This window comes from Tardiphaga sp. GW822-FHT04G09 (assembly GCF_058800725.1).
In genome coordinates, this window is the sequence record NZ_JBXAMO010000032.1 from 31,663 (window position 1) to 44,979 (window position 13,317).

Here is a 13,317-nt window from a genome sequence, read left to right on the forward strand (position 1 = left end):
ATCAAGCGATCAAGTTCCCCTTGTCTTCAGGGCCCCTCGCTTCCATGACGCGCTGCCAAGCGGCGTCGCGGTGCTCCTCGGTCTCGAACGCCCAGGTGCTGTCGGCGCGCTCGGTGATGCCCTCGAAGCGGATCGAGGGACCGCTTACCTCATTCACGGCGACTGCGACCTGCATGAGGCCGCGAGCGCGATTGCCGTGCCTGTCGAAGTGGGAAGTCGATACGCTCTTCCGGACGCGGGCGATCGTGTCGAGATTGACTGCGTCGTTCTGGAAGCCGGCGAGCGGCTTGTCGGTGGACTCGATGAAGTGTGCCATCAGACCGCCCTCATGACCGCCGCCTCGTCCGCCAGCAACGGGTCGCGATAGAGTTCTCGGAATGTCAGCCGGTCGCCAATAAGCGCCTTCCTGAGTCTGTCTGCAGCGTTGCCGTATGCCCTGCGCTCGTCCTCGGTGGCTGATAGGTCGGAGAGGTTGGTAAAATCGACCAGAGTTGCATCGATGTGTTCGAAGACGGTCTTCTCGCGATCGAACTTTCGGAATTCGATCTCATAGTCCTTCATGCTCAGATCGAGCACTTCTTTCGGAGTCGTGATCAGCCTAGAGAGACTCCGCTGCAGAGCGGTGGAGCCCTTCGGGAAGCTATCACTGTCGCAGCAGCTTTCGCGCAGCATCCTGATGGCACGTTCGAACGTCGGGAAGTCGTTGTCCCTGTACGCCGCCTCGACCAGCTTCAGCAGATCCTCCCCCAGAATCTTGTCTGCGATGGTGGCCTGGTTTCTGTCAGTCATCTTGCTCTCTCCTCGTTCTGTTGCTGTCTCACTTGTGTCGCCATCGGCCTGATCCTCACGGCGCCGCTGCACGGCAGATCGGCGTCACGCTCGTCGACGCCGCAATCCCGGCACACGGTGCGGTCGAAGCGGAGCGTCCATTGATGGCTTGAGGCGGCGGTGGGCATCAAGCATCCTTCTCGCAGCCAACGTCCTCTGCGATCTCCTGCAGACGCATCTCTCCGTAGCGAGGAGCCCTCTCGCCTGGGTGCGACGGTCTCGAAAAGACCTTCTGAAGAAACTCAGATGCGTCGTCGCAATGCTTGGCGCCTTCAGCATCGCCTGCCTCGGCGCGCGCAATGGCGGTGTTATGAATCCAAAAGTATACTTCATGCGGACTTAAGCTCTCGATGATCCAACGCCGCCGATCGATGAGCATGGCATGGATCTGCACGACCTCGCTCTCGAATTCTGGCTCCAGAAGGACCATCAATTTCATGATGACCTCCTGGCAATCCCGATCGCTGTCGTTCCACCTCGATACCACCTCTTCTCGAGAGAACGGGTTCGCCCTGAGTCGATAAAGAGCATTGAGAAACGTGTTTGCTAAGCCGATGTGATATCCATGTTGGGCATCGAACAGATCGAATACGGCATCGCCCTCAGTGCGTTCTTTTGCCATCATGCGACTTCCTTCCGGACGATGTTCCTGGCTTCCTTCTCGCCGCTGAAGACGGCACGTGCGTCGTCGGTGCGCCGAAGGATCGATGGGATCAGGCTCCGCACGGTCTCGAACAGAAGCTTGCCGCCCTCTTCGTGGTCGCGGATGTAGCTCTCGCCCATGTGCTTCTTGAACGTCTTGATGAAGCCCTCCCAGCCGTACCCGACGATGGCGTCGAGCGCCCTCATCTCGGGCTCAGTCAGCCTCATGACGCAATCGCATTCGATCTTCGGACGCTGTTCGATCTTGGCCATCATCACATCCCCGGCGTCGGCGCGGGCTCTGGTACCACGCGCGTGAAGTAGATGAGACGCCGGCCCGTCCCGTCCAGGGAGTCGGCGCAATTGTATGAGTAGCCGTTCTTCTCCAGGCGGGAGATCGTCACGTACGGCATCTCCTCGCCGTCGTGCAGCATGAAGAAGAGGGTGTCGCGACTGGCGTCGATGAAGGCGTCGGTGGTCATGTCTTCGCCTTCCTGAGCTTGCTGGAGGCGGCGCGACGCTCGCGGCGGTTCATGCCCTCGCCGCCGACGCGGTAGCGCCTGGGCAACTCCTCAGGCCCGCTCCGGGTGATGAGGCCCGCTTGCTCAAGGCGAAGCGCAAACTCATCCTCCGAAATCGAATTGCCGTACTGGGCGCGCAGCTCGCGAATGCGCGTCATTCGAAAGTCTTCCATCACGCCGCCTTCCCCACCGGGATCTGATCGAGGAATTTCTTGATCGTCTCCGGATGTCCGACGATGACGTTGCCAGTGAGGGTGATCATGGGATCCGGAGCGACATGGTATCGGACGTGCTGCCGGTGGCCCTGGCGCAGCCGACGGCGGGCGCGGCTCGGCGATCGGCATCCGGACCAGTCAGCGACGAAGACGGTCAGGTCGGGCATCTCGCGGATGGTCATCAAATGGCCGACGTCAAGGATGTCGAGCGGTTTAATGATGGCGCCGCGCGGCTCGACGAAGAGCGGCACCTCCGAGAGGATGCGCGCTTCCGGTGGGTTGTAGCCGTGCGGGATGATTTTCATCAGGCGGCCTCCTCCCTCGGCTCCAGCGTGCTCCATTCGCCGTCGTCGCCCTGAAGCATCACGCCGAAGCGCTTTCCGTTGCGCATGAGCAGGTCAAAGTAGGCCTTCGTTTCATCAGCAGAGGCCTGCGGAATGCCCGACTGACTGATGATGTCCTGAATGGTGAAGCCGAACTTCTCGATGCCGCACCATGCGTAGTCTCGACCATGGAAGAAGACGAGCGCCTTCTTGACGGTCTCATACTCTTCGGAACCAACGTCTTCGAATTCATGTGTCGCGATACTGAAGAGGCATCCGTGATACGACATCGTTCCGGTGAACCCGCGGTCACCCAGGCTATCCGCGAGGTCGAACCTGAATTGATCGGCATCATCGACCGTGATGCCCCATTCTTCATTCAACAGAAGCTCGCCACCACGGCGTTCATCGAGCGACGGGTTTTCATTGAAGGCGAGAGCCATCGCCGCGGCGGCCGTGATGCGCCGGTGGATGAAGTCCTTCGACTGCGTCTCCGATGCCGCCGCCGTGGCGGCCATCTCGTTCATCGCCTTCATGGCATCGTCGATCCCCGACACTTCGAACTTGTCCGTCACGCCAGCCTCCTGAAATGTGAGGGGCCGGAGTTGTCTCTTGCAGAACACCCGGAGCGATCCAGGCGCGCTGCTCAGGCGATAGCTATCCCGTTCGCTACCGCCACCGGCAGCTCGCAATCATCGTCCGAAAGCTGCAACGCTCAAGAGTAACCTTCTTTAAATCTCTTAAATCTCGTCAATGAATGCTAGTTCGGACACGATGCGCTCCAGGCATCGGAACACGCCCTCGACGGCCGGGTCCGGCGGCAGGACTTTCGCGAGGATCTGCAGATGACGACCACCGACGGCGCGCGTGACGCCGTCCTCCTTCACGGTAACGGTGGCGATCGGACGCTCGGCTCCATCCCACCGTGCGGTGATGATGAGATCAGCCACCGAGGTACCTCACCTTCTCGCTTTCGGCGTCGTCGTAGAGCCAGACGAACTCGTCCTCGGTGACGCACCATTCGAGGCTGCGATCAATCCAGATCGGCAGCACGATCACCAGTCCGCCGTCGATGTCCTGCCCGTGCAGCACGATCGATTGCGTGCCGGCGTTCTGCCACCAGCCCCAGTTCAACAGATCGCGCTGCGGCACGTAGATCGCGTTCGCGTCCGGTCCCCAGCCCGTCTGCAGCTTCTCCAGCAGTCGCAAGATGCCATCATTCATCGTCCAACTCCGCGCGTTGACCGAGCCCATAGTATCCGTGCGGGATCAGAAACCATTTCAGGTTCGGGTCGACGTACAGCACGTCGAGTTTCGTTACGCGCTCCTCGACGTCGTCGAAGCCAATGATGACGCCGCGCATGTGATATGCGCCGCGCTCGACGTCCGCCGTCAGCCGCCATTGTTCGACGACGGGAGCGGTAGCGATCTCGGCGTCCGTCGGCGTTTTTCCGGCCATCAGTTCTGTCAGTGTAGTCATGGTCAGTGCCTCGGTGCGGTGGCGGCACGCGCGTCCAGCGTCGCCGAGACCAGCTTCTGGAGCTTACGCATGCTGTAGCGCTCGCGCTTCCAGACGCGACCGATCACCTCGAGCTCATCGGGCTCAAGGGGCGCGTTGAAGCCCACCTCGTCGATCTCTTTCTCGATCTCGCGCAGCACGTTCGCCGCGAGCGCCGGCAGGTGCTCCAGCGTCGGCATCGGCATCTTCACGACGCGGAAACGGTCGAGCAGGTATCCCGGCAGCGGGTCGAGCGAGTTGGCCGTGCAGACGTAGCTGACGAACGACAGGTTGATCTCGGCGTCGAGCGAGCTGTCGCGGTAGACGCGCGACGTCTCGACTTCCAAAAACGGCGTCAGCGCGTTCCAGAGGTTGCCGTTGAAATCGCTCGAGGCCGACTTTTCCAGTTCGTCGATCATCACCATCACCGTCGCCGACTTCGCCATCGATAGCGCACGCGCGGGGATCGATGGCGTGGTCGAAGACCACGTCTTCGAACTACCCGAGAAGCGTGAGTCAGCGGATCCCGCACCGTCGAACCTGTAGCAGTACAGCCCCACAAGCTCCGCGAGCCTGCGCGCGATGCGGCTCTTGCCGCCGCCGGGCTCGCCGACGATCAGCACGGGCTTGATCAGGGCGGGACGGTCCTCGCGGAGATCGCGGATCAGAAGATCGACCACCGACGGCGCGTGCGGATACTCCGCCAGCAATGCACGGCGCACCTCGGCGAGGTCCGGTGCCAGGACGTGCGGCAGGTGCGCTCCGACGAGCGGCATGAATGCCGCGTGCGCGTTACGGTCCAGCTTCGTCGACTTCTCCATCGGGATCGCGACGATGCCGGGTCGCGATTTCTTCGCGGCTGCAATCCGCTCGCGATCCCCCTTTCGCTCGGCATCGCGCTCCTTCATCCGATCCCAGACGCTAGGCTCGACGTCGACGGTGTCGTCCTGCGCAAGATCGCCGACGGCGGCGAGCTGCCGATCGACTTCCACGGCAGCGATGCGGAAAACGCTGAATGGAGACTCGACGTATTCCCCGTTCGCGGCCTTGCGCCAATGCACAAGCCGGCGTGTCGCCTCGCGGACTAGAGCCGGGGCCAACGTGGCCGCGCTCTCACGGACGAGGTGATCGAGTTGCGGCAGAAAGCGCGCGAACGTCCACGGCTGCTGCGGGTCGGCCTGGAGCATACGCCACGCGATGGCCTCCAACGCCTGGCCGCCCGCGGTCAGCGTATCGGCGACGGCCGTCACGGGGCCTGCCCAGACGTCACGGGGCGGCCTGGGAGGCCCGTCGTTATGCTTGCGGAACAGCGCTTCGATGACGTCGTACAACTGCTGATCGCCGATATATTTGCAACTGTCCGCCCAAGCGGTCTCGGCGGCGTCATCCCAGCGGGATTCCATGAGCAGACTGATCGGCATCGGGTAACTGCAGCGCACGGCATCATCCTCGGCATCGGTCAAAAACTCGGCACGGTCCTCGGCAACCGCGCGCAGCAGGCGCTCGCGCAGGGTTTCCTGGACAGCGACAGCGGCCACGCCGATCGGCTGGAAGCCTTGTCGGCGGCCCTTGGAATCGGATATTTTGTTGTCAGTTGGCATAGGTTTTTGTTGCCACTAATAGGCACCAAAAAGCAAGGATTCGACTACAACATGGTTACCAAGTCCAGAAGGAAGCCCGCTGAGGACCACCTGCCCGGTGGCCGCCCCCGTCACGACCCAGCCGACCTGCGGTCCGATCGGTTGGTCGTCAGGATTCATCCGGATCTGATGTCGGAGCTGATCGAAGCGAGCCGCGAGCAAGGCATCAGCCGGTCCCTTTTTGTGGAACGCGTGCTGCTGACCTTCCTGAACTCACGCCGTCCAGACGGGCACCCGCAGCGGCTCGATCGCATCGGTCGATATGAGAAGCCGGCGCCGGCCGACAGCAAGGGCAGCGTGGATGCGATCAATTCGGTTTGGCAGGGAATCCTGCAACCCGACGTCACCAAGCCGCGTAAGGGCAGCTAACTACACTTAACTGCCCTCCCGAGCCCGCAAGGACTCGCAGTCCACATTTCTCCACCGCCCGCCTGAAATTTATTTTCTGCCAACATATCGGTCGAGAAATCCACGCCCGCTTGAACGGGACGCGTGTGCGACCTGTCGCAAGATGCCAACATACTGTATTTGTAGGCTTTCCGGCGCTTGCGCCTGTCCGGAACCGCGGTGATGATGCGGGCTCCCGCAGCCTGGCGAACCCATGGACACCGCTCTCACCGACACCTACGCAGCTACAGATTTGCCCGCCATCAAGCGCGGCAAAGCTGCGCGCGTGCGTAGCCAGGCGACTTTCGACGCCGGCTACGTGGCCGTCCGCGACGAGCGCTCGAAGCGCCGCACCGATGACGCCAAGGAGCGCCAGGAAGAGCGTAGCGAGCTCGTCGAGCGGCTGAAGGCGATGTCCGCGCACGAGCGCGAGTGCTACCGCATCGATCAGCTCGACGAGAAGCTACGTCGCGAAGCCGCGGCGCATGTCCAGCTACAGCTCGCATATGACGCCTGCTACGAATCCCTCCGGACCGGAGATGCCTCGCTTGCCACGCCGAAGCAGCGCTCCCTCATCCGGAACCATGAGCGCATCGAGAACCTGAAGAAGAACGGACAGTGGCCGCCGAAGACGCTCTCGGAGCGCGTCTCCAAGGGCTACACGTTCGCCGGCGGCCTGGTCAGCGGCAAATATCGCCAGCGGGATTTCACCTGCACCCAGTTCGCCAGCGAGGATCACTGGCTCCTGCGCCGTTTCGTCGCCGCCGTGCCGAAGCCGAGCAGGAAGACCGGCGCCCAGCAGTGCACCGCCGGCATGACCAAATCTTTCCGCCAGACCTTCTCGCGCAAGTGGGACGCGCTCATGATGCCTCACTTGATGTTGAGGACGGACTGCGCCGACTTCTTCCGTGTCGAGGTCGATGCTGACTTCACCACGGCAGTCGATCTCTCGCACGCTTTCCGCGAATGCGGCCTCGCGCCCGAGCAGGAACCCCAGATCGTTGCATGGGTGCGCGACGATCACCGCGCCGGCATCCTGCACCCTCACCTCCTCTGGGCGCTCCCCGAGGGATGCGGAGTGTGGGAGGACGGCAAACAGAAGCGCATGCTGTTCGCGGTCGCCGCCGGCCTCACCTCCGCGCTGCAGAAGATGGGAGCAGACTCAGGCGGGCTTGCCAACATTCACGACACCAAAAACCCGATCAGCCCGCACTGCGCCTACATCATCTGGAACGACAGCAAGCTTCTGAATCTGAAAGAGCACCTTGCGTTGCTCAACGCCACCGTCGAGCCTCGCCAGATCGCGCGCCGCATGGCCCTGATCGAGCTGCAGGCCGCCATGCTGTCGGACGACCAGAGCAACAAGCTGTTCTCCTGGGCGCGCGCCGGCACCTGGACCATCGGGCAGACGCTTCATGAGAACGGTTCGTCCGGTCTGTCTCCGGTGCCGACCGTCATCGAGCGCGTCGAATTTCGCGAGATGATCGTCGAGCGCCTCCTGCAGCAGGCGGAACAGACTTTCGATATGTCGAAGCCGTCCCGTCGCCGTGCGATCGAGAAGCAGATTCGGGATTGCGCCGAGTGGACCGCCCAGCGATTCCTGAAGGGCACGAAAGACCGCGGCCGCCGACGCGGCGCCGCCGAGCACCTCGTCGACGCCGGCCTCGACGACGGCGTGCAGCGTACCGCCAAGGAAGCTGTCAGCCAGGCCCAGCGCATCGGACAGACCTACTCCGCCGGCAACAAGCGCGCTGCCTCCCTGACCGCCATCAAGGACGCTCTGATCGCCGCGCTGCGCGCCGGTGGGAAGATCACCCAGCAGCTCATCGCCGAGGCCTGCGGTCGTTCCGTCCGCACCGTCGCCGAATACTGGCGCGTCGCACTGTCCCTCGCGAAAAGCGCCGTCTCGGCCGGTCCGAACGCGTGCGCGTCCGAACATGCAGTTGAGACGCTAGAGAAGGGGGTAACCCCTGTCCTGTCGCTCAATGCCGGCAACAACGACGCACCGTCCAACCCTCCGACGATCACCGGCGGATGGTCCAAGCCGGTCGAACGCCTCGAAAAATTATCAGACCGCCCGGCGCAGCCGTCGGCATCCGGAACAAACCTGACCAACTTCCTTCGTGCCGGCGTCCTCGTGGTCCACCGTACGCCCTCCGACCGTCTCGAACGGCTCGCCGAGTACCTCGCATCACCGACCGCCGCATCAAACCGCCGGATCACCGCATCAGGACGGTCCTCCGACCTCACCCGTCGCGCCCGCCGTGTCATCCCTGCGGTCAGCCGGACAATCCATCCGACCACCGCCATCGCCTTCGGAGTCCGGTCGTGACAGAGACATTTCGCCCTTCGACGATCGCCGAATACGACCGGATGAAAGCCGAGGCATTCATGCGTAACGCGGACCGCCCGAACAGCAAGTTCGTCGCGAAGCGCGTGAAACAATCTCCGGAACTCCGCAAAGCAAAGGACAGATTGAGGAGCGCAGCCTACCGCGTGCGGCTTGATCAGCGCCGTCGTCCGGAGCGCAGCACGGTTGCCAGCGCGCTCCTTGAGTCACTGGTGACCACATATTCACTCTCGCAGCTCACGTCGGATGAAATCGGTGTTGTCCGTCGGATGTTCGAATCTCTGGTCGGCCGAGGGTTCGACCGAGAGGAAATCGAGGACGTGATCCGGTCATTCCAAAAAAACCTGCCGAAGTCTTGTTGGTAGGCTTGAGCGTTGCAGCTCTCTTCGTAGACTGATCCTCGTTCCACTCAATGGGACAAACTGAGGTCCGCTCCGTAAGTCTCGCCAGGCTGACCGGAGCGGGCCTCTTTCATTTTCGGGAGTCAGCATGCGAACTGCACTTTCAACCCGTCGCGAACGGTCGGCCGAAGAACGGCGTCAGCGACAGCTACAGCACGATGCGGCGTACCGACAGCGGTTGGCCGAAGACGGTCAACCGACGCGTCCTGTGCTCGCCGAAGCGGTCCTGCAAGTGGTTCTTGAACATGCTCTCCGAGACGAAGGTTCGGCCCGCAGGATCATGCAGACCGCCGACGAGATGCTTCGCTCGATCGTCCGAACGGATGGAACGCCGCGTTATTCGGATGCGGGGATCGAACGCACGTTGCGCCGGATCGCCGAGGAAATCCGTGACAGACAGCCGGACGGTGACGACCGCCGTCCGAGCGCAGCGGCCTGACCGCCATGCGTCATCCGGTGATTTCCATGCTCATCATTCTCTGCTGCCTCGCCACCGTCGGGTTTAGCACCGTCACGCTCGTCGCTCTCGCCCGCCTGCTTCCGGAGATGACCGCCCGTGCGACCCGTTGACCTCAAGCTCGCCGGCGACCTCAGGACGCTTCTGCTCGCCGTGTCCGATGCGGTCCAATACAACGCACCGTCGATCGTCGTCGGCACGCTGACAGCCGCATCGCTTCGCGTGCCGCCGGATGCGGTCAACCGCATCATGACGCTCGCGATGCAGGCCGGCGACAGCATCGACCCGGACCACCGCATCGCGCAGCTCGCGAAGATCAAACGGATCGTCGATCACATGCTGCACGAAGCCTGCGGAGGCTCGGCCGCAGAAAACCGGGGAATCCGGCTCGTAGTCGACAATTCGGTTTGACAGATGCGGAACTCGGCCCGAGATGGTCAGAGCATTGCAATCCAACAGGGATTCCGATGCGCGTCTCCGACATCACCGCCGAACTACTCAAGCCACTCATCGCCGAAGGCCTGAGCCAAAAGCTCATGGCCGAACGCCTCGGCGTCGACCGGCAGACGATCCGACGGCGCATGAAGGCTTGCGGCCTGCGGAAGGCCGCGAACGCACGCACGGCGGTCCCGCTTCGAACGCTTCGTCTCGAAGTCCGCATGGGACATCTCCCGCGATCCCCTGCTCCGGATGAAGTTCGACGTGGCGCAGCACTTCGCGGCGCTCCAGCTCCGCACGGCGTGCCAGGAGTCGATCGGTGCGAAGGGTCAGGACCTGATCCGGATGATGACGTCCAGATCAGGCTTCGGACCGTCCCAGGGCCTGACGGACAACGAGCGCGCCGCCGAAGCCCGGGCACGCATGGCGAAGTGGATCAAGGAATGCGCCCGCCGCGAGATCGACGTGCGGCCGGCCGTGATGATCGGCGGCCACGGGATCCCGCTGAAGGTCACGGCCGCCGAACTCGGCCTGGCGACCCGGAAAGCCGAACGCGTCTGTAAGGAAAGCCTCGACGTCATGTCGCGGATGTTCAACTGGGCGCCGACCGGACAACGCCGTCGGCATGCGTGGATGGATGAGAAATCCACAGCCCTCGAATCCTACGATGTCGCAGCGTGAAAATTCTATTTGACACATGCGGACGTCGACCTGACTTTGTGATGGATGATCCCGAACTGCGGGGATAAAGCAGTCGTCGGGACCAAGAATGCCCCCAGAGCCCGCCCGGCCCCACCCGGCGGGCTCACCCATTTCAGGTGTCCGCCGATGCCGGTCCAGTTTCGGGTGGTCCGGACGAAGACCATCGATCCGGACAAGATCATCGACCGGGCGCTGCTCGATCCCGCCCAGCAGGCAGTGACCGAGGTCGCCAAGTTCGCCAGCTTCGACCTCAACAAGGCCACCGGCGAGGTCTTCGACAAGCCCAACGCGCTGACACGCAAGGCATTCACGTTCGGCCCGCTGGTTAGCGGCGATCCGGACATCGTGGCGGCCGCGGTCTTCGCGAAGGACGTGCAGAACAAATATCTCTGGCTGCAGGCCTACGGAGGCGTGCGGACGGCAGGCGACTACGCGACCTCCGATCTCGGTGTCGTGGTCCCTGGCCCCGACGCGGAGCTGGTCGACCCCGGGCTTCGACAAGCTCGGCAGCCTCTCGCGGAACTTCCTCAAGGGGCTCCGCCGCAAGAAGCTGACGTTCTCGAAGACGGGCAAGGACGGCGATCTGCTCATCTATGCACGCGATGCCGCGAGAGAGATCACCGCCAAGAAGGCGGGCGGCAAGCTACTCGGCAAGGTCGATCACAACGCGATGTACCTCATCGCGGTGATCAAGAAGCAGGCGAGGTTCGAACAGCGGCTCAACGTCGAGGCCATCGTCCGCGAGACGGTGAAGCGGACGCTGAAGCGTGCCGTCCGCAACGTGCTCAAGAGGCTGCCCAAGCCGTGATGCGGATGGGAAGCTAAGTCGAGTTGACTGCCCGTTCGGGACATCATGAATGTCCGGTGCAGGCTGCCAACATATGCGGCGCGAACTGCCAACATAGATGGACGACTTGCCAACATAGATGATCAATGTTGGCACATGAAATCGATTAGAGCCGCGCTGGTTGGCGAAGGCCTCATTTGCTTTCCGACATCAAGAGCTTCGCGATCTCGCTCACCAGCGGGCTCGTAGGCTAGATGGGAGGGGGTGTCTGGGTCCTTCCTGGCCCACCCCCGGGGCGGGGGTCATTCGCGAGGGCGCCCACGATTTCTAGTCAAAACTCGAAAAAGCGGGTTACCACGCGCTTCGAAATTTCAGCGCGGAAGTGGCCTCGTCGTCGCCTTCGAACCTCGCCGGAGCCCCTCAATTCAGGCTTTTGCGGCGAGCGTCCGGACATTTTCTGCGGCCGGTAACCAGGCCGACAGGTTACCACTTTCCGGTTACCACGTCTCGCTTCGGCGAAGTGGTAACCAATCGGACCCTATCACATGCCGATGATGTCGCAGCGCCAGTACGCCACGCATCGCGGCGTGTCGCATGTGATGGTCGGCAAAGCCGTGAAGGCGGGCCGCATCAAGCTCACCGACGGCAAGATCGATCCGGAACAGGCCGACCGCGACTGGGCGGCCAACACCCGGATCAATCTGTCGAATGTTAAGGCGAAGGCCAAGAAGGCACGGACCGCGGCCAAGGCGGCGCCGGTGGCGGACGACGCCGAACCGGATCCCGCGGAGATCGCGCTGCGCCGCTCGCTCGGGCGTGACACCCGCACCAACCAGCCGCTGCACGCTCAGGCTCACGGCGGGGCGATCAAAGGTGAGAAAGATGATGTGGCATTCACGCCGGCGGCGTTCGCGCTGGCGCGTGGCGACCAGCCTGCTGACAATCTCACGATGGTGGACGCCCAGCTCGCCCACGAACTCATCAAGATCGACGAACGACGGACCAAGGCCGGCCAGCTCAAGGGACGCTTCATCGACCGAATTTCAGCCAACAACCGGTTCTTCGAGGTGGCGCGGCAGTTCCGCGACGCCTGGCTCAACTGGGTCGTGACGACCGGTCCCCTGATGGCGGCGCAGCTATCGGAGAGGCTCGGCATCGAAGTCGACGTGCACCTGGTCACCGTGACGCTAGAAGCCCATGTCCGAGACCAGCTTGCACTCAGCGCCGGCGTCACCCTCGACGGCGACACCGCCGCCGTCAATTGAGCCGATCGGAGGTATCGACGGCCTCAACGCCCTGTTCGACAGCTCGGACCTTCTGACTTCGTGGCGTCGCGGACTGGAGCCCGATCCGGACGAGACCGTCTCTGAGTGGGCGCATAACAACCGGGTGCTGCCGTCGAAAGGCGCGGCTGCTCCCGGACCATGGAGGAACGAGCGCACGCCGTTCCTCACCGAGATCATGGACCACATGTCCGCGTCGAGCCCGACGCAGAAGGTGGTCTTCATGAAGGGCTCCCAGGTCGGCGGCACCGAGTGTGCCAACAACGCCCTGGGTTACTGGATTCACCGACGGCCCGGCGCCATTTTGATGGTGCAGCCCACCGTCGATATGGCGAAGAAAGTGAGCCGGCAGCGCCTCGGTCCGATGATCGAGGAGTCCAAGGTTCTCCGCAAGCTCGTCGGCGCCGGCAAGACCACGTCGCGAGACGCCGCCGACACCCTTTTGATGAAGGATTTTCCGGGCGGCATCCTGATGCTGGCCGGCTCGAATTCGGCAGCGTCGCTCGCGTCGATGCCGATCCAGTATCTGATCTGCGACGAACCGGACCGGTACCCGCACGACGCCGACGGCGAAGGCGACCCGATCCTCCTGGCCGAACAGAGGACCTCGACCTTCTTCAATCAGGGCCGCGCGAAGATCATGATGATCTCCACGCCGGTCGACGAGGAAACCTCGAAGATCAAGAAGGCGTTCCTGCATGGGGATCGCCGCTACTACAACGTTCCCTGCCCGCACGATGTCGGTGGCGCCGTCCACTTCATCAAGCTGTGTTCCCCGTCAGCGCCCATGAGACAAATTGAGGGACTTCCCGGAGGGAGGATTTCTGGTTCATCGTAGCCGCAAG

22 protein-coding genes are annotated in these 13,317 nt (G+C 62.8%); 9 read left to right on the forward strand and 13 right to left on the reverse strand.

Annotation, left to right across the window (positions count from 1 at the left end; translation table 11 throughout):
• Nucleotide 1 precedes the first annotated feature (1 nt).
• The 12 genes from AC1RLZ_RS29835 to AC1RLZ_RS29890 form a co-directional block, all read right to left on the reverse strand.
• Nucleotides 2-316 (reverse strand): hypothetical protein, encoded by a 315-nt coding sequence (locus AC1RLZ_RS29835; protein WP_493191625.1) that lies wholly within the window; start codon nt 314-316, stop codon nt 2-4.
• Complete coding sequence (locus AC1RLZ_RS29840) at nt 316-861, reverse strand: hypothetical protein (protein ID WP_493191626.1); 546 nt, start codon at nt 859-861, stop codon at nt 316-318. The genes AC1RLZ_RS29835 and AC1RLZ_RS29840 overlap by 1 nt, the downstream gene beginning before the upstream one ends.
• A 94-nt stretch (nt 862-955) precedes the next feature.
• A complete protein-coding gene (locus tag AC1RLZ_RS29845) occupies nt 956-1,453 on the reverse strand; it encodes a hypothetical protein (protein WP_493191627.1) in 498 nt (165 codons plus the stop codon).
• Entirely contained in the window at nt 1,450-1,743 is a 294-nt protein-coding gene (locus AC1RLZ_RS29850) for a hypothetical protein (RefSeq protein ID WP_493191628.1), read from the reverse strand. Before AC1RLZ_RS29850 ends, AC1RLZ_RS29845 begins: the two co-directional genes overlap by 4 nt.
• Nucleotides 1,744-1,745: 2 nt before the next feature.
• A complete protein-coding gene (locus AC1RLZ_RS29855) occupies nt 1,746-1,952 on the reverse strand; it encodes a hypothetical protein (protein WP_493191629.1) in 207 nt (68 codons plus the stop codon).
• Complete coding sequence (locus tag AC1RLZ_RS29860) at nt 1,949-2,149, reverse strand: hypothetical protein (RefSeq protein ID WP_493191630.1); 201 nt, start codon at nt 2,147-2,149, stop codon at nt 1,949-1,951. Before AC1RLZ_RS29860 ends, AC1RLZ_RS29855 begins: the two co-directional genes overlap by 4 nt.
• A gap of 14 nt (nt 2,150-2,163) precedes the next feature.
• Nucleotides 2,164-2,511, reverse strand: coding sequence for a hypothetical protein (locus tag AC1RLZ_RS29865; RefSeq protein WP_493191631.1), 348 nt, complete (start codon nt 2,509-2,511; stop codon nt 2,164-2,166).
• Entirely contained in the window at nt 2,511-3,104 is a 594-nt protein-coding gene (locus AC1RLZ_RS29870; RefSeq protein WP_493191632.1) for a hypothetical protein, read from the reverse strand. The genes AC1RLZ_RS29865 and AC1RLZ_RS29870 overlap by 1 nt, the downstream gene beginning before the upstream one ends.
• A gap of 165 nt (nt 3,105-3,269) precedes the next feature.
• Entirely contained in the window at nt 3,270-3,479 is a 210-nt protein-coding gene (locus AC1RLZ_RS29875; protein ID WP_493191633.1) for a hypothetical protein, read from the reverse strand.
• Complete coding sequence (locus AC1RLZ_RS29880; protein WP_493191634.1) at nt 3,472-3,753, reverse strand: hypothetical protein; 282 nt, start codon at nt 3,751-3,753, stop codon at nt 3,472-3,474. Before AC1RLZ_RS29880 ends, AC1RLZ_RS29875 begins: the two co-directional genes overlap by 8 nt.
• Entirely contained in the window at nt 3,746-4,009 is a 264-nt protein-coding gene (locus AC1RLZ_RS29885) for a hypothetical protein (RefSeq protein ID WP_493191635.1), read from the reverse strand. Before AC1RLZ_RS29885 ends, AC1RLZ_RS29880 begins: the two co-directional genes overlap by 8 nt.
• A gap of 2 nt (nt 4,010-4,011) precedes the next feature.
• Nucleotides 4,012-5,358 carry an AAA family ATPase gene (locus tag AC1RLZ_RS29890; protein WP_493191636.1) on the reverse strand — a complete coding sequence of 449 codons (1,347 nt, stop codon included), beginning with the start codon at nt 5,356-5,358 and terminating at the stop codon, nt 4,012-4,014.
• Here AC1RLZ_RS29890 and AC1RLZ_RS29895 point away from each other — a divergent pair.
• From AC1RLZ_RS29895 to AC1RLZ_RS29915, 5 genes are all read left to right on the forward strand, one after another.
• Nucleotides 5,323-6,036: a hypothetical protein gene (locus tag AC1RLZ_RS29895; protein WP_493191637.1), complete on the forward strand. Its 714-nt coding sequence runs from the start codon at nt 5,323-5,325 to the stop codon at nt 6,034-6,036. The genes AC1RLZ_RS29890 and AC1RLZ_RS29895 overlap by 36 nt on opposite strands.
• 337 nt (nt 6,037-6,373) lie before the next feature.
• Nucleotides 6,374-8,386 carry a hypothetical protein gene (locus tag AC1RLZ_RS29900; RefSeq protein ID WP_493191638.1) on the forward strand — a complete coding sequence of 671 codons (2,013 nt, stop codon included), beginning with the start codon at nt 6,374-6,376 and terminating at the stop codon, nt 8,384-8,386.
• Nucleotides 8,383-8,769: a hypothetical protein gene (locus AC1RLZ_RS29905; RefSeq protein WP_493191639.1), complete on the forward strand. Its 387-nt coding sequence runs from the start codon at nt 8,383-8,385 to the stop codon at nt 8,767-8,769. Before AC1RLZ_RS29900 ends, AC1RLZ_RS29905 begins: the two co-directional genes overlap by 4 nt.
• Nucleotides 8,770-8,893: 124 nt before the next feature.
• On the forward strand, nt 8,894-9,244 hold the full coding sequence (locus AC1RLZ_RS29910; RefSeq protein WP_493191640.1) for a hypothetical protein: 351 nt from the start codon (nt 8,894-8,896) through the stop codon (nt 9,242-9,244).
• Nucleotides 9,245-9,361: 117 nt separating this feature from the next.
• Complete coding sequence (locus tag AC1RLZ_RS29915) at nt 9,362-9,673, forward strand: hypothetical protein (protein ID WP_493191641.1); 312 nt, start codon at nt 9,362-9,364, stop codon at nt 9,671-9,673.
• An 83-nt stretch (nt 9,674-9,756) separates the two neighbouring features.
• Here the strand turns inward: AC1RLZ_RS29915 and AC1RLZ_RS29920 are convergent, their stop codons facing one another.
• On the reverse strand, nt 9,757-9,930 hold the full coding sequence (locus AC1RLZ_RS29920; protein WP_493191642.1) for a hypothetical protein: 174 nt from the start codon (nt 9,928-9,930) through the stop codon (nt 9,757-9,759).
• 22 nt (nt 9,931-9,952) lie between these two features.
• Between AC1RLZ_RS29920 and AC1RLZ_RS29925 the strand changes: the two genes are divergently transcribed.
• From AC1RLZ_RS29925 to AC1RLZ_RS29940, 4 genes are all read left to right on the forward strand, one after another.
• Nucleotides 9,953-10,381: a hypothetical protein gene (locus AC1RLZ_RS29925; protein WP_493191643.1), complete on the forward strand. Its 429-nt coding sequence runs from the start codon at nt 9,953-9,955 to the stop codon at nt 10,379-10,381.
• 469 nt (nt 10,382-10,850) lie between these two features.
• On the forward strand, nt 10,851-11,210 hold the full coding sequence (locus AC1RLZ_RS29930; protein ID WP_493191644.1) for a hypothetical protein: 360 nt from the start codon (nt 10,851-10,853) through the stop codon (nt 11,208-11,210).
• A gap of 524 nt (nt 11,211-11,734) precedes the next feature.
• Complete coding sequence (locus tag AC1RLZ_RS29935) at nt 11,735-12,454, forward strand: hypothetical protein (protein WP_493191645.1); 720 nt, start codon at nt 11,735-11,737, stop codon at nt 12,452-12,454.
• Nucleotides 12,402-13,310, forward strand: coding sequence for a phage terminase large subunit family protein (locus AC1RLZ_RS29940; RefSeq protein WP_493191646.1), 909 nt, complete (start codon nt 12,402-12,404; stop codon nt 13,308-13,310). The genes AC1RLZ_RS29935 and AC1RLZ_RS29940 overlap by 53 nt, the downstream gene beginning before the upstream one ends.
• The last annotated feature ends 7 nt before the right edge of the window (nt 13,311-13,317 follow it).